A 17762-nucleotide genomic window follows, 5' to 3' on the forward strand; every position below is an offset into this window, starting at 1 on the left:
GCGGACCTATTCAATCGTGGTTAAAGCGCGCTGGCCCGGTTCGCCCAGCCAGCGCGCTTTCACACCCCAGACATCGTTGATGATATCGAGCGACAGCGCCTCTTCGGGGGCGCTGTCTGCTTTCAGGCGTCCTTCGTCCAGCACCAGCACCCGGTCGGCGTAGTTCATGGCGAGGGCGAGATCGTGCACCACCAGCACCACGCCCACGCCGCTGTCCGCCTGCGCGCGCAGCACTTTCAGCAGGCCGATCTGGTGCGCAAGGTCCAGTGCGGCGAGGGGCTCATCGGCCAATATCCAGCGCGGCTCTCCCGCCAGCACGCGGGCCAGCAGCGCGCGCGCCTTCTCGCCGCCCGAAAGGGTGGACATGGGCCGCGCGGCAAAGTCGGACATGGCGGTGGCGGCCAGCGCGCTGGCAACGGCGAACTTGCCCGCGTCGCCGTGCGGCAGGCGGCCAAGGGCGACGAGGTTGGCAACCGATACGTCCCATGCGACCTCGCCCGATTGCGGCAGGTAGCCGATGGCCCTGGCCCGCTCTCGCGGCGGCATGGCAGATAGCGGGGCGCTGTCGAGCAGCACCTTGCCCTCGTCCGCTGGCAGTAGCCCCGCGAGCGCCGAAAGCAGCGTCGATTTACCCGCGCCATTGGGTCCGCAGATTGCGGTGATCGTGCCGGGTTGCAGCGCGGTGGTCACGCCTGTGAGGCGTTCGCTTATGCAGAGATCAACGGTCTCCAGCATCACGCCGCCCTCCGCATTCGCAGCAGGAGCATCAGGAAGAACGGCGCACCGATCAGCGAAAGCGCGATGCCGAGGCGCAGTTCGGTCACCAGCGGCAGGATACGCACCACCACATCCGCCACCAGCACCAGCAGCGCGCCCGCCAGCGCGCTCGGGACGATCAGGCTAGAGGGGCGCTTGTCGGTCAGCGGGCGCACGAGATGCGGCACGATGAGGCCGACGAAACCGATGATCCCCGCCACTGCCACCCCGCTGCCCACGGTGAGGCCGGTGCCCACAACCAGCAGCGCCATCAGCCGCCCCGGTGAGACACCCAGCGAACGCGCAGCGGGTTCGCCCAGCGTCATCGCGTCGAGGTCGCGTCCCGCCCACCACAGCGCGGCAAGGCCCGCCAGCGTCAATGGTGTGGCCAGCGTTACGTCGGCCCAGCTACGGTCCGTCAATGCGCCCATCAGCCAGGTTACGATGCTGCTCATGGCAAACGCATTGGGCGCAAGGCTGATCGCCAGCGAAGTGAGCGCGCCTGCCAGGCTGGCGATCATCATGCCCGCCAGCGTGAACAGCGCGATACCGTTGGCGGGGTTCGCCGTGCGCCCTGCGATCAGCGCCAGCAGCGCCATGGCCCCGCCAGCGCCCACCAGCGCGAACAGCGGCAGCAGGATCGCGCTCGCAACGCCGATGTAGAGCGCGATCACTGCGCCCAGCGCCGCGCCCGGCGCGATTCCGAACAGGCCGGGGTCGGCAAGTGGGTTGCGGAGATACCCCTGCATGGCAGCACCCGCAGCGCCCAGCCCCGCCCCGATCACCACGGCCAGCACCGCACGTGGCAGGCGGAGTTCGGCAAGGATCGCGAACGCGTTGGGCGTCGTGTCGGGATCGACCCACACCCGCCCTGCCAGCAGCGATAGCGGCACCGCGATAAGCAGCAGGGCGGCAAAGATCAGGCTGGCGCGGTTCATGGCACCTGCCGCCTGATTTCCGCCAGCCGTTCCAGCGCGCGCGGGATGGTCGGCCCGCCGCAATAGAGCAGCGAGGATGCAAGCGTGTGATGCGCCGTGCCGTCGGCCTCGACCATCACCGGATGAGAGAAGGCGCGTTCATCGCCCGCCGTGATGACGACCTGCGGCGGGTCGGCCAGCACTTCCTCCAGCGGCAGGTAGGCGCCCTGCCCCAGTCCGCGCGCGGCGGACAGGCTGGCGAAACCGCTCTGCTGCATCAGATCGTGGGCGAGCGAACCCTCGCCCGCGACGATGCCGCCCTGCTGCCACAGGATCGCGGTCGCAGGCTCGCCATTCCAGCGATGCGTCTGCCAGCTCGTCGCGATTTCTCCGGATAATTTCGCGGCGCGCACCTCGTTTCCTGTCGCAGCGCCGAGCAGTTCTACCTGTTCTAGGCTCGCTTCCAGCGACGAAGCGATCCCCAGTGCCACCACCCGGATGCCCGCCTGTTCCAGCGCGCGGCGGGTTGCGGGCTGGATGAAAACGTCGGCCACCACCACGTCGGGCGCGAGGGCCAGCACTTCCTCCGCCGTGCCCCCGGTGCCGGCGAACTGCGCCGCGCGCTGCGGCAGCATCGAGCTGGCGGCGGGATCGTGGCTGTAGTGCGACACGGCCAGCAACTGCCCCGGTGCGACGATTTCGGCGAGGATTGCGTCTGCGCAGGGGTTCAGGCTGACCACGGTGGGATAATCGCCCTGCGCACGCTCTACCGGCCCGGAACAGGCCGCCAGCACAAGGACGAGGACGACCGCGCCCCTCAAAGCGACAGCCTTGCCCCGATGTGCGCGCCCGTGCCCGCCGTGCCGTAACCGGCGGCAGTCTGGTATTGCTCGTCCCACAGGTTCTCCACCCGTCCGAACAGTTCCACGCGCTCGCTCACGGTCCATCTGCCGCGCAGGGTGAGCACTTCGTAACCGTTCAGCCGCACGGCATTGGCCGCATCGTCGAAGCTGTCCGAAACCACGCGCAGGTCCGCGCCGAGCGTGACGGCTTGCACCGGCTGCCATTCGCCCGTCAGCGTGGCCGCATGGCGCGGGCGGCGGGCCAGCGTAAGGCCGGTATCGCGGTCCTCGGTATCGGTTAGCGTGTAGACTGCCGCCAGCGACACGCCATCGGCAGCGCGCGCCCACAGTTCCGCCTCGATCCCGCGCGCGCGGGTGCGGGTGACATTGTCGTAGGTGCCGAAAGGACGGTCGGTGCAGATGCCCGTCGTCTCGCCAAAGCAGCTGACGAAAGCGATCTGGTTGTCGGTGTTGCGTTGGAACAGCGTCACCGCGCCGTAGATCGGCTCGCGCGACAGCGTGCGTTCGCCATAGGCAAGTCCGAGGTCGAAGCTGGTGCTCTGCTCGGGATCGAGGGCGAGGTTGCCGTAGTCGGAGTAGAGCTGGAACAGGCTGGGTGCCTTGAACCCTTCCCCGATGCTGGCGCGCAGGCGCAGGCCGGGCGAGAGTTCATAGCTGGCATCGGCGCCGAAGCTGACGGTCGTGCCGAAGTCGGCGTGGTCGTCCACCCGCGCGCCGATGTGGCCGGAAATCGCGTTGTATTCGATCCCCGCCTGCGCATAGGCGCCGCTGCTGCGAGTATTCTCGCCAGCATCGAAAGCCGTCGCGTAGCTGGTCCACTCGTTCTCCGCGCCGAAGTGCAGCAGGAAGGGTCCGATCGGCCGCCACTCGCCGCGCACTTCGATCCGGTCGGACCGGCCCTGGCTGGTGAATGTCTCCGCGCCCGCGGTGTCGAGGTTGTCTCGGTCGGTATCGGCAAAGCTGTAGGCGGCAGACAGGAACAGCGCGCCCGTATCCAGCACCGCGCCCGCAGAGCCCGTCCACTGGCGGGTTTCCTGCACCTCGTCGGTGTCGGCGAGGATGAAATCGGGCGCGGGAAAGCCGTCGAGGTCCAGTTCGCCCTCGGCGTAGCGGGTGCGGGCGAAAAGTTCGAAACGGTCGTTGAAGTAGTAGCGTGCGTGGCCGTTCAGCGCCCATTGCTCGAACCCATCGGCCTCGGTGCCCACATCAGCCGCGGAGATGCCGTCGGTGCTGAACCATGTACCCGACAAACCGAGGAAACCCGTATCGGCATCGCTCAATCCGGCGGAAACGGTGCCGCTCGCGGTATCGCGGGCGCCGTATTCGGCCATGGCACGAACTCCGCCTTGCGCGCGAGTCGAGGCGACGATGACGCCGCCGATCGCGTCCGATCCCCAGATGGTGGAGTTGGAGCCGCGCAGGATCTCCAGCTTGTCGAGATCGAGCGCCAGCAGGTTGCCGAAATCATATCCGCCGGTGGGTGCGGCAGGGTCCGAAACGCGCACGCCGTCGATCACGGTCAGCACCTGCTCCGCCTCGCTGCCGCGCAGCCGCACGCCGGTGAACCCGCCGGTGCCGCCGTTGCGACTGATGGCAACGCCCGGTGCGCGTTCGAGTATGCGAGTGAGGTCAGCCCCCTGAACCGCCCCGATCTCGTCCTCGCCGATTACGGTGACGGCTTGTCCGGTATCGACCACCTCGATCCGGGTGCCGGTGGCGGTAACGGTGATGGTCGCCTCGTCCTGCGCGAATGCAGGATGGGCGAGAGATGCAAGGAAAACGCCGAAAAACAGATATTTGTACACAAGACCTCCAGTCAAAAGCGTGCTTGCCGCTCATGACGGAGGGAGCGCGGAAATGCGCTCTCCCGCTGGCTGTCGGTACACCCCGCCCGATAGCGTAAGCGACCGTCTCAGGCAGGTCTCCTGGCTCCCGGATCGTCGCTTTCCGCCCGCCTTCCCGCCCCCTGAGTCGAATCAGGCAGACAGTGGCATCTGAGCAGGTCGCTCCCCGGTCACAGTTGCGGGGGCAGCGCGGGTGTTTCACCCGCTTCCCTCTTAGGCTCGCTCCGGAAGAGTTCCGGCACGAACACCCGTGACGTCGCGCCCGCCATATGGTCCAAATGCCGTAGTGGCAATGGTGAACGGCCCCATGGTTAACGGGTCGGTAGGCGGCGTCCCTCTCTGGAACGGCCCTGTCGGCGCTGATGTCTGGCCAAGCTGCCGGCCCTATGGGCGGCCGCGTGAACCAGAATGCCCGCCCGACTCCGCAGATGATGATCGCCGAGCGCCGCCGTGCACGCGCCGCGCGCCGGACCGCGCTGTACCGCCGCCTGGGCGTGGTGGCCGCAATGCTTGCCGTCCCGGCGCTGGCGGCGGAGACCGCGTTCGAGCCGGAGATCCGGCAGGCACCCTCCGTAGCCGTCGAGCCGATGGGATACGAGACACCGGGCCAGAGCTTTCCCGGCTCTGCCTTCTACTACCTGGAGGACGCGCCAGTTGCCGCTGACTCCTACACCCCCAACGGTGCGTCACCGGACAGCGCCGCACTCGTCCCGTCCGCCCGGCCCGGCATCGGCCCGGCTGCCGCCGCATTGGTGGCGATGGGAACGGGCAGCGACATGGTGCGCGCGCAGGAATGCCTCGCGACGGCGATCTACTACGAAGCCGCCAGCGAAAGCGATGCGGGCCAGCGCGCGGTGGCGCAGGTGGTGCTGAACCGCGTGGCCCACAGCGCATGGCCCAATACCGTGTGCGGCGTCGTCTACCAGGGATCGGCCCGCCGGACCGGGTGCCAGTTCACCTTTACATGCGATGGTTCGCTGGCCCGTCGCCCCTCGCGCGGCGGGTGGGAGCGCGCTAGCCGCATCGCCCGCGCGGCACTTGCGGGCAGCGTTTACGCGCCGGTGGGCCTCTCTACCCACTACCACACGCTGGCCGTGCACCCCTACTGGGCACCCAGCCTGACGCGCACGACGGTGATCGGCGCGCACGTGTTCTATCGCTGGCCGGGAGGGGCGGGGCAGAGCGCGGCTTTCGCCTTCAACTACGTCGGCGGGGAGCCGCAGCCGGGCCGCGCCACCACGCGGCATTCGCGGGCACCGGCGAAGGGGCCGAATCCGGTCGCGCTGGCGCAGGCTACTTCGCTGCCAGAGGTACCGGAAACGCCGCCCGGCGCGCCCCAGAGCGCACCGGCAGCGACGTCCGCTGCCGCGCCCGCCAACACCCATCTGTTGCCTTCCTCGGGCACGGTGCGCAGCGAATATGCCAACAGCGGACGCTGGATAGCGCGGCCCTGAGCAAACAGGCCGGACAGCCTCAACAATTCGGAAACCATGCCTTCCAACCTTCGCTTAGCGCGAGGGTGGCTAGAGGTCGTGCCATCGCCCGCAGAGGCGAGGTCGAGAAAATTCGGAAGTTCGCAAACCATGCCCATTCGCTTCGCCGCATCGCTCCATCGCACCAGTTGCCGGATGCCTCGCCAGAAAGCGCGCGCCATGCATTTCCGCCCTGCCAACGACAATCGCGGCAAGCAGGTTTCCAGCCCTCACCTTCACGCGGCGCTGCGCCACTTTGCAGAGCATGGGCTCGCCGCGGCAGACCACGCGCGGCAACAGGCCCTTGCCGCCGCCGATGCCGGTGATCGCGAGACTTTCGAATGGTGGCTGGAAATCTGCCGCGCGCTCGATCGTCGCATGGCCAGCCGGATCGACATGCTGGCGCAGGCCGGCGGCTGAACCACCCTTTATACCCGACAATACCGGACAACTCGCACGCCAGCGTCCCGCCAAGACAGGGCGGGGAACCGTTGGCGCCTTGCCGCGTCTTGTGACTATGCATCCGGCTTGAGCTGCAGGGCGTTATTGCTATTGCGAACTATTTGCAAAAACAATTCCTTTTCGCTGTTGCAATGCCCTTCCCCGCGCCCTAGGGCGGCCATATCGAATCCGGGTGACTGGTCCCGCGTGGGCGCTGGGCAGTCACCACAGGCAGGCAGACGCGCCCGAGAAGGATAGAGACTTTCCATGGCTCGCAAGAAGATCGCCCTTATCGGCGCCGGCATGATCGGCGGCACCCTCGCCCACCTCGCAGCGAAGAAGGAAATGGGCGACGTCGTCCTCTTCGACATCGCCGAGGGCATGCCGCAGGGCAAGGCGCTGGACCTGTCGCAGTGCGGCCCGATCGAAGGCTTCGACGCCAAGATCACCGGCACCAATGACTATGCCGACATTGCGGGTGCGGACGTGGTGATCGTGACCGCTGGCGTGCCGCGCAAGCCGGGCATGAGCCGTGACGACCTGCTGGGCATCAACCTCAAGGTGATGAAGGCCGTCGGCGAAGGCATCAAGAACAACTGCCCCGACGCTTTCGTGATCTGCATCACCAACCCGCTGGATGCGATGGTCTGGGCGCTGCGCGAATTCTCCGGCCTGCCGCACAACAAGGTGGTCGGCATGGCGGGCGTGCTGGACTCCGCGCGCTTCGCCACCTTCCTCGCCTGGGAATTCGACACATCCGTGAAGGACGTGAACGCCTTCGTGCTGGGCGGCCACGGCGACACCATGGTGCCCGTACTCTCCTATTCCACCATCAACGGCATCCCCGTGGCGGACATGGCCAAGATCAAGGGCGTTTCCGAAAGCCGCCTCGACGAGATCGTGGACCGCACCCGCAAGGGCGGCGGCGAGATCGTTGGCCTGCTCGGCAACGGCTCGGCCTATTACGCCCCCGCCACCAGCGCCATTTCGATGGCCGAAGCCTACCTGGGCGACCAGAAGCGCATCCTGCCCTGCGCCGCGCACCTGACGGGCGAATACGGCGTTGACGGTCTCTACGTCGGCGTGCCCGCCGTGATCGGTGCCGACGGCATCGAAGGCGTGGTCGAAATCGAGCTGTCGGACGAAGAAAAGAACAACCTCCAGGTCAGCATCGATGCGGTCAAGGAACTGCTCGAGGCCTGCAAGGGTCTGGATAGCTCGCTGGCGTAATGGCGAAGTCTGGCTACCCCCAACGAATAGGACCCTCTCCGCACAGGGATAAGGTCATAATCTATGGGTTAGGTGCCATCATCTCGTTCGCTTTTGCTTATGGCATACTTTGGCTCGCACCGTCTTTCCTCCTTGTCCTGCTTGTTCCGCCACTACTCGGCATATTCGGACGTAAGCGATGGCGGGGTCGGGCTTTAGAATTTCTGGTAATTTACTTAATAGTCGTCGCATTCCCTACGATCGCCGCTGCACTCTTAATTTAGTCGAAGGAAGATTATGTCCATCCTCGTAGACAAGAACACCAAGGTCATAACCCAGGGGATGACCGGCAACACCGGCACCTTCCACACGCAGCAGGCGCTGGATTACGGCACCCAGATGGTTGCGGGCGTCACGCCGGGCAAAGGCGGTTCCGAGCACCTCGGCCTGCCGCAGTTCGATACCGTGCGCCAGGCGAAGGAAGCCACCGGTGCGACGGCTTCGTGCATCTACGTGCCGCCGCCCTTCGCAGCCGACGCGATCCTCGAAGCCATCGAGGCCGAGATCGAGCTGATCATCACCATCACCGAGGGCGTTCCCGTGATGGACATGGTGACGGTGAAGCGTGCACTGACCGGCTCCAAGTCGCGCCTGATCGGCCCCAACTGCCCCGGCGTGCTGACGCCTGAGGAATGCAAGATCGGCATCATGCCCGGCTCCATCTTCAAGAAGGGCAGCGTGGGCGTCGTCTCGCGCTCGGGCACGCTGACCTACGAAGCCGTGCACCAGACCACGGCGGTCGGCCTCGGCCAGACGACCGCTGTCGGCATCGGCGGCGATCCCGTCAACGGCACCAACTTCATCGACGTGCTGGACATGTTCCTCGACGACGATGACACCAAGTCGATGATCATGATCGGCGAGATCGGCGGCAGCGCCGAGGAAGAAGCCGCCGAGTTCATCAAGCAGGAAGCCGCCAAGGGCCGCCGCAAGCCGATGGTCGGCTTCATCGCCGGTCGCACGGCCCCTCCGGGTCGGCGCATGGGCCACGCGGGCGCTATCGTGTCCGGCGGCAAGGGCGGCGCGGACGACAAGATCGCGGCGATGGAAGACGCAGGAATCCGCGTTGCCCAGTCCCCCAGCGAACTTGGCACCACGCTCGACGCATTGCTGAAGGAACTGGCGTAACCGCCGTTCCTTTAGACTCCAAAGGATAGAGCCATGGGTAAAGAGCCGGACAACTTCCTCCCCGAGATGCCGTCACAGGAAGGCGCGCAGCCCGGACCGTCGTGGAGCAACCCGCGCTGGCCGCTGACGGACGACGCGGGCGGGTGGTCGCAGGCCATGGACCCGACCGACATGGTCGCCGTGGTGAAGGAAGCGGCCGCCAAGGCCGGCAAGCCGACCGATTCCGCCTCGATCGAGGCGGCGGCACGCGATTCCATCCAGGCCATGCTGCTGATCCGGCTCTACCGCGTGCGCGGGCACCTGGCGGCAAAGCTCGACCCGCTGGGGCTCTCGCACACCGACGAGCCGGAAGAGCTGTCACTCAAATGGCACGGCTTCGACGGGCAGCAGGACAAGGAAGTCTACGTCGGCGGTGCCTTCGGCTTCGACTGGGTGAAGGTGGGCACGCTCTACAACGCGCTGCGTCTCACCTATTGCGGGCACGTCGGCCTCGAATACATGCACATCGCCGACACCGAGGAACGGCGTTTCCTGCAGGACAAGTTCGAAAGCCCGGAAGAGACGATCCAGTTTACGCCCGAGGGCAAGAAGGCGATCCTGAAGGCCGTCATCCGCGGCGAGGAATACGAGAAGTACCTCGCCAAGAAATATGTCGGCACCAAGCGTTTCGGCCTCGACGGCGGGGAATCGATGATTCCGGCGCTGGAAGCGGTCATCAAGTACGGCGGCGCGCTGGGCGTGCGCGAGATCATCTACGGCATGGCCCACCGGGGCCGCCTGAACGTGCTCGCGAACGTGATGGCCAAGCCCTACAAGGTGATCTTCCATGAGTTCTCCGGCGGCAGTTCCAACCCTGATGATGTCGGCGGATCGGGCGACGTGAAATACCACCTCGGCACCAGCACGGACCGCGAGTTCGACGGCATCAAGGTGCACATGAGCCTGGTGCCCAACCCCTCCCACCTCGAAGCGGTGAACCCCGTGGTGCTGGGCAAGACCCGCGCGCAGCAAGCCTTCCGCGACGATCTGGACAATCACGAGCAGGTGCTGCCCGTGCTGATCCATGGCGACGCGGCGTTTGCTGGACAAGGGGTGGTATGGGAATGCTTCGGCCTTTCCGGCGTGCGCGGCTATTCCACCGGCGGTTGCATCCACTTCGTGATCAACAACCAGATCGGCTTCACCACCAGCCCGAAATTCGCTCGTTCCAGCCCCTACCCGTCCGACGTGGCGAAGGGCGTCCAGGCCCCGATCCTGCACGTGAACGGCGATGATCCGGAAGCGGTGACCTTCGCCTGCAAGCTGGCCATCGAATATCGCCAGCGCTTCAAGCGCGACATCGTGATCGACATGTGGTGCTATCGCCGGTTCGGCCACAACGAGGGTGACGAACCCAAGTTCACCCAGCCGCTGATGTACGACGAGATCAAGGACCATCCTCGCGTTTCGGAACTTTACTCCGAACGGCTGAAGGAACAGGGCGTGCTGGAAGACGGCACCGCGCCGGAAATGCGTGCCGAGTTCATCGCCCACCTCGACGAGGAGTTCGAGGCCGGCAAGACCTACAAGCCCAACGAGATCGACTGGTTCGCCGGCCGGTGGAGCGGGTTGCACAAGCCCGCCGACCCCGAAACCGCGCGCCGCAACGTGGAAACCGCGCTCGACAAGAAGCTGTTCGACAGCCTCGGCCGCACGCTCACCACGGTTCCGGAAAATCACGAGATTCACAAGACGCTAGGCCGCGTGCTCGATGCCAAGCGCGAGATGTTCAAGACCGGCGAAGGATTCGACTGGGCAACGGCCGAGGCGCTGGCGTTCGGCAGCCTCGTGACCGAGGGCTTCGGCGTGCGCCTTTCGGGCCAGGACTCCGGGCGCGGGACGTTCAGCCAGCGCCACGCCATCTGGGTCGACCAGAAGACTGAGGAGAAGTACATTCCCCTCGCGACCCTGCCGCACGGCAAGTTCGAGGTGTACGATTCCACGCTGAGCGAGTTCGGCGTGCTCGGGTTCGAATACGGCTTCGCCCTCGCCGATCCCAAGACACTGGTTCTGTGGGAAGCGCAGTTCGGCGACTTCGCCAACGGCGCGCAGGTGATGATCGACCAGTTCATCGCCGCGGGCGAGGTGAAGTGGCAGCGCGCCAACGGCCTCGTGATGCTGCTTCCGCACGGATACGAGGGACAGGGACCGGAGCACTCTTCCGCGCGCCTCGAACGCTTCCTGCAACTGTGCGCGAACGACAACATCCAGGTCTGCAACATCACCAGCCCGGCGAACTACTTCCACGTGCTTCGCCGCCAGATGCTGCGCCCGTTCCGCAAGCCGCTCGTCATCATGAGCCCCAAGAGCCTGCTGCGCCACCCCAAGGCCAAGAGCGATGCCTATCGCTTCATGGGGGACCATCACTTCCAGCGTATCCTTTCCGACAAGACCGAGATCGACGACAAGAAGGTTCGCCGTCTCGTGCTGTGTTCGGGCAAGGTCGCCTACGACCTGATGGAAAAGCGCGACGAGGAGGAACTGGACGACGTTTCCATCGTGCGGATCGAGCAGCTCTACCCCTTCCCGGGAGAGCCGCTGGCCGTGCGCATGAAGCGCATGACCAACCTCGAAGAAGTCGTCTGGTGCCAGGAAGAACCGCACAACAACGGTGCCTGGTTCTTCGTGCAGAACCGCATCGAGGATGCGCTGACCGCCGCCGGTCACGATGGCATGCGCCCGCGCTATGCAGGCCGCGAGGAAGCGGCATCGCCCGCTACCGGCTATGCCAAGCGTCACCAGGCACAGCAGGAGGCGCTCGTCTCCGTGGCGCTGGGCCTTTCCGAACGCGGCAAGACCGCCGCATCGCGCAAGACGCGCGGCAAGAAGTAAGCATTAGAGAGCCAAGGAACCCACCGCATGGCAACCGAAGTAAAAGTCCCCACGCTTGGTGAATCGGTCACCGAAGCCACCGTTGGCGAATGGCTGAAGCAGCCCGGCGATGCCGTGGAAGCGGACGAGCCGATTGCCAGTCTCGAAACCGACAAGGTCGCCGTGGAAGTGCCCTCCCCCGTGGCGGGCGTGCTGGCCGAATTCACTGTCGAACTGGGCGAAACGGTGGAAGTCGGCGCGGTGATCGCGCGTGTCGAGGAAGGCGCGGAAGGCAAGTCCGCCGACAAGCCCGCTGCGGCAAAGTCCGACGATTCCGCGGCGAAGGAAAGCGCCAAGGAAATGGAGAAGCTTCCCGACGAGGATGCGAAGGGCGGCGATGCGCCCACCATGTCTCCCGCCGTGCGCCGCGCCGTGCTGGAACACGGTGTCGATCCCACAACCATCAAGGGCACCGGCAAGGACGGCCGCCTGACCAAGGAAGACGTGCTGGCCGCAGCCAAATCGAAGGGCTCGGGCGAGAGCGCACCTGCCCCCGCGCCTTCTCCGTCGCCCGCCCCCGCTCCCTCCGCCAAGGGCGAGCGCCGCGAGGAGCGCGTGAAGATGACGCGCATGCGCCAGACCATCGCCAAGCGCCTGAAGGGCGCGCAGGAAGAGGCGGCGCTGCTCACCACGTTCAACGATTGCGACATGACCGCCGTGATCGAAGCGCGCGAGGCCTACAAGGACGTGTTCGCCAAGAAGCACGGCATCAAGCTCGGCTTCATGAGCTTCTTCGCCAAGGCCGCAGCTCTGGCGCTGAAGGATGTCCCCGCCGTCAATGCCCAGATCCAGGGCGACGAGATCGTGTACCACGACTACGTCGACCTCTCGGTGGCCGTGTCTGCGCCCAACGGCCTCGTGGTCCCGGTGGTCCGCTCGATCGACCAGATGAGCTTCGCCGAGATCGAGCTCGCCATCGCCGACTTCGGCAAGCGCGCCAAGGCAGGCGAGCTGACCATGGAAGACATGCGCGGCGGCACGTTCACCATTTCGAACGGCGGCGTTTTCGGTTCGCTGATGTCGACCCCGATCATCAACCCGCCGCAATCGGCCGTGCTGGGCCTCCACCGCATCGAAGACCGCCCCGTTGCCGTGAACGGCGAAGTGGTGATCCGCCCGATGATGTACCTCGCGCTCAGCTACGACCACCGCATCATCGACGGCCGCGAAGCCGTGACCGCGCTCAAGATCATGAAGGAAGCGATCGAAGATCCCATGCGGATGCTGATCGACCTCTGAGGAAATACCAATGGCTGAATACGACTACGACGTCCTTGTTATCGGTGCCGGTCCCGGCGGCTATGTCGCGGCAATTCGCGCCGCGCAGCTGGGCCTGAAAACCGCCTGCGCCGAAAGCCGCGAAACGCTGGGCGGCACTTGCCTCAACGTCGGCTGCATTCCTTCCAAGGCCATGCTGCACGCATCGGAATTCTACGATGCTGCCGCCAATGGCGCGATGGAGCACATGGGCATCGAAGTCAGCCCGAAGCTCAACATGGAAAAGCTGCACGGCCAGCGCATCGAAGCGGTCGATGGCCTGACCAAGGGCATCGAGTTCCTGTTCAAGAAGAACAAGGTCGACTGGAAGAAAGGCCACGCGAAGTTCGTGGACGCGCACACCGTCGAAGTGGGCGGCGAGAAGGTGACGGCGAAGGAAGTGGTGATCGCCACCGGTTCCAGCGTCACGCCGCTTCCCAATGTCGAGGTCGACAATTCCAAGCACGTGGTGGTCGATTCCACTGGCGCGCTGGAACTGCCCAAGGTTCCGGAACACATGGTGGTTATCGGTGCGGGCGTGATCGGCCTCGAACTCGGAAGCGTCTGGCGCCGCCTTGGCGCGAAAGTTACCTGCGTCGAATTCCTCGACGAAGTGCTGCCCGGCATGGACGGCGACGTGCGCAAGGAATCGCGCAAGATCTTCAAGAAGCAGGGCATCGAGTTCAAGCTGTCGACCAAGGTCACCGGCGTATCGGTGAAAGGCAACAAGGCCACGCTGACGCTGGAGCCTGCCAAGGGCGGCGACGAAGAAACGATGACCGCCGACTGCGTGCTCGTGTCCATCGGCCGCAAGCCCAATACCGAAGGTCTTGGCCTTGAGAACATCGGCCTCGAAACCAACGATCGCGGCCAAATCGAAGTCGACGGCGAATTCCGCACCGCGGTCGAAGGCGTGCGCGCCATCGGTGACGTGGTGCCCGGGCCCATGCTCGCTCACAAGGCAGAAGACGAAGGCATCGCCGTGGCGGAATGGATCGCTGGCGAGACCGGCATCGTGAACCACGACGTGATCCCGTCGGTCGTCTACACCTGGCCCGAGATTGCCGGTGTCGGCCTTACCGAAGAGCAGGCCGTGGAGAAGATGGGCGGCGACAAGAAGGCTGTCAAAACTTCCAAGTTCCCGATGATGGCCAACTCCCGCGCCAAGACCAATCACGAACCGGACGGCTTCGTAAAGGTGATCGCGGAAGCCGAGAGCGACCGCGTGCTGGGCGTCTGGGCCATCGCATCCGTTGCCGGAACGATGATCGCCGAGGCCGCGCTGGCCATGGAATTCGGCGCGACGAGCGAGGACATCGCCTACACCTGCCATGCCCACCCCACCCATGCCGAAGCCCTGAAAGAGGCTGCGATGGGCGTGCAGGGCAAGCCGATCCACATCTGAAGTGCCCTTCCGGGATCGCGTCCCCGCGCTTCTCGCGCTCGCGATCCCGGTGCTGGCGGGTGCGCTCTACATGGCGCTGGCCGGAGCACCCGCGCACTACGCGCTGGCCAATCTTGGCGCGCTGGCGATCGCCTGTCTGTGGATCCTCGGCGGACGCGGGCCGCATACCTCGCTCAGCCGCCACCTGATGACCGGCGTTCTGCTGTTCACCCTGCTCACCCCGCTTGCCGTCAGTCCGGAAGCGATATCCGTGACCGGCGACCGCGTGATGCGCTGGTTCCCGCTCGGCTCGGTCAACCTGCACACGGGGATGCTGGTGGCACCCGCGCTGTGCGTGCTGGCGGCGCGGCACCGCACCCTTGGCGCACCGATCCTGCTGGCGGCCATCGCCTGCGTCTGGTTCCAGCCCGATGCGGCGACCGGCTTTGCCCTCACCTTTGCCGCCGTGGGACTGCACCACGTCACCCGCGACTGGAAAGTGGGCGCGGTCGCCATCGCCGGGTTCTTCGCCTCGATCAACATGGCCCTGCGCGGTGAACTGCCGCCGCAACCATTCGTCGAGCGCGTGCTGGTCGAGGCTGCCGGGATGAGCATTTTCCTCGCCATTGCCCTCGGCCTTGCGCTGGCTGCATCCTTTGCGCTGATGCTGTTCGCGATTCCGTTCGACCGCGAAAAGCGCTTTGCCCTCGCCGGGCTGCTGTTCGGCTTCGCCGTGCTCGCCCTGATGTCGACCTATCCCACACCGTTGATCGGCTACGGCGCCTCGCCCATACTCGGCTTCGGCCTTGCCCTAGGACTGCACAGGATACCCAAGAGATGACCCAGCTTTCGCCCTTCCACCTCGCCTTCCCCGTCGACAACCTGGAAGCCGCGCGCGAATTCTGGGGCGACGTGATGGGCTGCAAGGAAGGCCGCTCCAGCAAGGACTGGTGCGACTTCGATTTCTACGGCCACCAGATCGTGGCGCACCAGGCGCCCTCCATCGTCGCCAAGGCGGGTCACGGCACCAATCCGGTCGACGGCGACGAGGTGCCGGTGCCGCATTTCGGCATCGTGCTGGACATGGATGAATGGAAGGCGCTGGCCGAACGGCTGATCGAAAAGGGCGTGCAGTTCGACATCGCCCCGCGCATCCGTTTCCAGGGTGAACCGGGCGAGCAGGCGACGATGTTCTTCCGCGATCCCGCAGGCAACGCCATCGAGATGAAAGCCTTCGCCGACCGCTCCAAACTGTTCGCCACGCACTAGCGGCCCGCCGCCGGAGCGACTATCGGGCGCACATGGCAAAGCAGAAGATCATGCAGCGGTTCGCCAAGTGGCACATCTGGCTGGGCTGGCTTGTGGGCGTACCCGTGCTGATGTGGACCGTCACGGGTCTCATCATGGTGTGGCATCCCATCGAATACGTGCGCGGCAACCATCTGCGTGCTGAACTGCCGCCGGTAGAGACAGCCTCGCTGGTCCTGCCGCAACTCAGCGGCCCGGTGCAGAGCGTGACGTTGGAAAACTTCCCCGATGGTGCGGGTTGGATCGTGGTGGAGGAGGACGGCGGCCGCTACCGCTACTCGCCTACGGACGGGCGGCTCTACAATCCCGTACTGGAACGGGACGCGCGTGCCATTGCGGAGACGGCCTATGCCGGAGATGCGGCCTTGGAAGCGCTAACCTACTTTCCCGGCGATGCCAACCCGATGGACCTGCGCGCCGGGACGAACGCCTGGCAGGCGCGCTTTGCGGACGACACGCACATCTACATCCATTCGCAGACCGGCGAGATCCTCGCTGTGCGCAGCGGATGGTGGCGGGTGTTCGATTTCATGTGGGGCCTGCACATCATGGACCTGCAGGATCGCGAGGATACCAGCCATCCGATCCTGATCATCTTCGCCGCGCTGGGCGTGGCAGGATCGCTGCTGGGGTGCATGCTGATGTTCCGCCGCCGCAAAGCGCGCGTGAAGGTACCCGCATGATCGCCCCCGTCCTGCCCCCGTTTCTCGATCTTGGCGGCACCGCCGTGTTCGCGCTCTCGGGCGCACTGCTGGCGGCGCGGCTGAACCAGACGTTCGTGACCTGCGCCTTCTTCGCCTTGCTGACGGGTGTTGGCGGCGGGTCGGTTCGCGATGCGTTGCTGGGCGTGCCCGCCTTCTGGCTGCGCGATTTCTGGGTCGCCCCGGTCATCCTGATCACCGCGCTGATCGCGTGGTTCATTCCGCGCAAGTGGTGGCAGGGCCGGGACAGCTGGCTGGAATGGGCCGACGCGATGGGGCTGGCGCTGTTCAGCACGCTTGGGGTCGCAAAGGCGCTCGCGTTCGACGTTGCACCCTTCCCCGCCATCATCCTCGGCGTGGTGACGGGATGCGTGGGCGGCGTTGTCAGGGACGTGATCGCGGGCGTGCCCAGCATCCTGATGCGGCCGGAACTCTACGTGACCGCAGCCGCCCTCGCCTCCTCGCTATGCGGCATCATGCTGCTGCTGGGGGTGCAACAAGGCTGGGCCATGGGGATCGCCGCGCTGGCAGGTTTCGTGCTGCGCGGCGCGGCGATGGTGTGGCGGATAGAACTGCCCGCCTATTCGAAAGAAGGCACCGACTAGCGGGCGAGCTGCTCGAAATCGGGGGCCTGCGCCGTGGTGTAGCGGCCATCGCCTACCCATTCGCCGTCCTCGATGTCGCCGTCGACCTGCCAGTCCTCGTCATAGCCTTCCTCGCCCGGCAGCGGGCCGCCGGGATAGGCCGGGCGCGGGTCGCCGGCACCGGGGACCTCGCTGACGAGAGCTTCATCATACGAATAGGGCTCGTCCGCCGCGGTCCGCGTGGTGGCGCGGGCGCGGGAATAGGCCGCATCGCTCAGCTGTCCGGTGGCATTAGCCGAAGGTGCCTGCGACGAGTAGGCGACACCGCCGTAATCGATACTGCGCACTTCGCCCGAATTGTCGATGAAACAGGTCCAGCGCTCGCCGTTCTCCAGCGAACCGGAGACGTTCCACCCTCCGGCATCGCGGTCCGCCCGGTCGACGTTCTCCACGCGGTTGTCGCGATATTCGACCTGGTCGACGCACATATCGACAGCGCTTTCGATACCGCGACCATCGTAACGATCCCGGCGGTCGTCATAGCGCACGCGCGCGCGCCGATCATCGTAGCGATCCCGGTCGCGGTTGCGGTTCGACGAACTGAGGATCGCCGCCAGAACGCCCACCACGGCGACGCCTGCGATCACGTCCCCTGCATCCACGCCGCGGTTATGGCGGTGACGATAGGGACGATAACGGCGCCACTGGTTCGCTTCACCCGCGCCGATCGTAAGGACGTCTGCCTGCGGGGCGACACTCGCGGGAACAGCAGCCGAAGGCAGGTCCAGCGCGGATGCCGGGGTCGCGGCCATGGACAGGGCAGCGGCAAGCGCTGCCACGCTGGCGAGACGGGTTGGGCGGAATGTCATGGTCGGTTCCCCTTGGGAATACGGATTGCGGACATGGCTAGGCGGTCCAGACTGACGTC

The 17762-nt window shown here is 65.8% G+C and carries 16 protein-coding genes and 1 riboswitch; of the genes, 11 read left to right on the forward strand and 5 right to left on the reverse strand.

The annotated features are described in order from the left end of the window. Positions 1–6: 6 nt before the first annotated feature. The 4 genes from ABFX23_RS06170 to ABFX23_RS06185 are packed head-to-tail and all read right to left on the reverse strand — an operon-like array spanning position 7 to position 4341. On the reverse strand, positions 7–735 hold the full coding sequence (locus tag ABFX23_RS06170) for an ABC transporter ATP-binding protein (protein ID WP_346032226.1): 729 nt from the start codon (positions 733–735) through the stop codon (positions 7–9). Then, positions 735–1694, reverse strand: a complete 960-nt coding sequence (locus tag ABFX23_RS06175) for a FecCD family ABC transporter permease (RefSeq protein WP_346032227.1) — start codon at positions 1692–1694, stop codon at positions 735–737. The genes ABFX23_RS06170 and ABFX23_RS06175 overlap by 1 nt, the downstream gene beginning before the upstream one ends. Next, a complete protein-coding gene (locus ABFX23_RS06180) occupies positions 1691–2494 on the reverse strand; it encodes an ABC transporter substrate-binding protein (RefSeq protein ID WP_346032228.1) in 804 nt (267 codons plus the stop codon). The genes ABFX23_RS06175 and ABFX23_RS06180 overlap by 4 nt, the downstream gene beginning before the upstream one ends. Beyond that, positions 2491–4341, reverse strand: coding sequence for a TonB-dependent receptor plug domain-containing protein (locus ABFX23_RS06185; protein ID WP_346032229.1), 1851 nt, complete (start codon positions 4339–4341; stop codon positions 2491–2493). Before ABFX23_RS06185 ends, ABFX23_RS06180 begins: the two co-directional genes overlap by 4 nt. Positions 4342–4434: 93 nt before the next feature. Continuing rightward, positions 4435–4647, reverse strand: a riboswitch (cobalamin riboswitch). A gap of 131 nt (positions 4648–4778) precedes the next feature. Between ABFX23_RS06185 and ABFX23_RS06190 the strand changes: the two genes are divergently transcribed. The 11 genes from ABFX23_RS06190 to ABFX23_RS06240 all read left to right on the forward strand — a co-directional run bounded on the left by ABFX23_RS06190 (position 4779) and on the right by ABFX23_RS06240 (position 16855). Next, complete coding sequence (locus tag ABFX23_RS06190; RefSeq protein ID WP_346032230.1) at positions 4779–5834, forward strand: cell wall hydrolase; 1056 nt, start codon at positions 4779–4781, stop codon at positions 5832–5834. 129 nt (positions 5835–5963) lie between these two features. Beyond that, positions 5964–6272, forward strand: coding sequence for a hypothetical protein (locus ABFX23_RS06195; protein ID WP_346032231.1), 309 nt, complete (start codon positions 5964–5966; stop codon positions 6270–6272). 288 nt (positions 6273–6560) lie between these two features. Continuing rightward, complete coding sequence (mdh, locus tag ABFX23_RS06200; protein ID WP_346032232.1) at positions 6561–7523, forward strand: malate dehydrogenase; 963 nt, start codon at positions 6561–6563, stop codon at positions 7521–7523. Between the two features lie 276 nt (positions 7524–7799). After that, positions 7800–8690 (forward strand): succinate--CoA ligase subunit alpha, encoded by an 891-nt coding sequence (sucD, locus tag ABFX23_RS06205; RefSeq protein WP_346032233.1) that lies wholly within the window; start codon positions 7800–7802, stop codon positions 8688–8690. Between the two features lie 33 nt (positions 8691–8723). Beyond that, entirely contained in the window at positions 8724–11561 is a 2838-nt protein-coding gene (locus tag ABFX23_RS06210; RefSeq protein ID WP_346032234.1) for a 2-oxoglutarate dehydrogenase E1 component, read from the forward strand. A gap of 27 nt (positions 11562–11588) precedes the next feature. After that, the gene (gene odhB, locus ABFX23_RS06215) at positions 11589–12839 is read left to right on the forward strand and encodes a 2-oxoglutarate dehydrogenase complex dihydrolipoyllysine-residue succinyltransferase (protein ID WP_346032235.1); all 1251 of its coding nucleotides are present in this window, start codon (positions 11589–11591) and stop codon (positions 12837–12839) included. Between the two features lie 10 nt (positions 12840–12849). After that, positions 12850–14262: a dihydrolipoyl dehydrogenase gene (gene lpdA / locus ABFX23_RS06220; protein ID WP_346032236.1), complete on the forward strand. Its 1413-nt coding sequence runs from the start codon at positions 12850–12852 to the stop codon at positions 14260–14262. Between the two features lies 1 nt (position 14263). Further along, positions 14264–15082 (forward strand): hypothetical protein, encoded by an 819-nt coding sequence (locus ABFX23_RS06225; protein ID WP_346032237.1) that lies wholly within the window; start codon positions 14264–14266, stop codon positions 15080–15082. Beyond that, on the forward strand, positions 15079–15510 hold the full coding sequence (locus tag ABFX23_RS06230; RefSeq protein WP_346032238.1) for a VOC family protein: 432 nt from the start codon (positions 15079–15081) through the stop codon (positions 15508–15510). Before ABFX23_RS06225 ends, ABFX23_RS06230 begins: the two co-directional genes overlap by 4 nt. Before the next feature lie 32 nt (positions 15511–15542). Beyond that, positions 15543–16232, forward strand: coding sequence for a PepSY domain-containing protein (locus tag ABFX23_RS06235; RefSeq protein WP_346032239.1), 690 nt, complete (start codon positions 15543–15545; stop codon positions 16230–16232). Further along, entirely contained in the window at positions 16229–16855 is a 627-nt protein-coding gene (locus ABFX23_RS06240; RefSeq protein ID WP_346032240.1) for a trimeric intracellular cation channel family protein, read from the forward strand. Before ABFX23_RS06235 ends, ABFX23_RS06240 begins: the two co-directional genes overlap by 4 nt. On the opposite strand, the gene ABFX23_RS06245 is transcribed toward ABFX23_RS06240, so the two are convergent. Further along, positions 16852–17703 (reverse strand): hypothetical protein, encoded by an 852-nt coding sequence (locus ABFX23_RS06245; RefSeq protein WP_346032241.1) that lies wholly within the window; start codon positions 17701–17703, stop codon positions 16852–16854. The genes ABFX23_RS06240 and ABFX23_RS06245 overlap by 4 nt on opposite strands. Between the last annotated feature and the right edge of the window lie 59 nt (positions 17704–17762).

The organism is Erythrobacter westpacificensis, from assembly GCF_039542285.1.
GTDB lineage: Bacteria > Pseudomonadota > Alphaproteobacteria > Sphingomonadales > Sphingomonadaceae > Alteraurantiacibacter > Alteraurantiacibacter westpacificensis.

Coding starts and splice junctions, on each gene's coding strand:
- ABFX23_RS06175 (WP_346032227.1), bottom strand. CDS start 1,694: ATGAACCGCGCCAGCCTGATCTTTGCCGCCCTGCTGCTTATCGCGGTG.
- ABFX23_RS06195 (WP_346032231.1), top strand. CDS start 5,964: ATGCCCATTCGCTTCGCCGCATCGCTCCATCGCACCAGTTGCCGGATG.
- ABFX23_RS06240 (WP_346032240.1), top strand. CDS start 16,229: ATGATCGCCCCCGTCCTGCCCCCGTTTCTCGATCTTGGCGGCACCGCC.
- odhB (WP_346032235.1), top strand. CDS start 11,589: ATGGCAACCGAAGTAAAAGTCCCCACGCTTGGTGAATCGGTCACCGAA.
- ABFX23_RS06230 (WP_346032238.1), top strand. CDS start 15,079: ATGACCCAGCTTTCGCCCTTCCACCTCGCCTTCCCCGTCGACAACCTG.
- ABFX23_RS06245 (WP_346032241.1), bottom strand. CDS start 17,703: ATGACATTCCGCCCAACCCGTCTCGCCAGCGTGGCAGCGCTTGCCGCT.
- ABFX23_RS06235 (WP_346032239.1), top strand. CDS start 15,543: ATGGCAAAGCAGAAGATCATGCAGCGGTTCGCCAAGTGGCACATCTGG.
- ABFX23_RS06210 (WP_346032234.1), top strand. CDS start 8,724: ATGGGTAAAGAGCCGGACAACTTCCTCCCCGAGATGCCGTCACAGGAA.
- ABFX23_RS06170 (WP_346032226.1), bottom strand. CDS start 735: ATGCTGGAGACCGTTGATCTCTGCATAAGCGAACGCCTCACAGGCGTG.
- mdh (WP_346032232.1), top strand. CDS start 6,561: ATGGCTCGCAAGAAGATCGCCCTTATCGGCGCCGGCATGATCGGCGGC.
- lpdA (WP_346032236.1), top strand. CDS start 12,850: ATGGCTGAATACGACTACGACGTCCTTGTTATCGGTGCCGGTCCCGGC.
- sucD (WP_346032233.1), top strand. CDS start 7,800: ATGTCCATCCTCGTAGACAAGAACACCAAGGTCATAACCCAGGGGATG.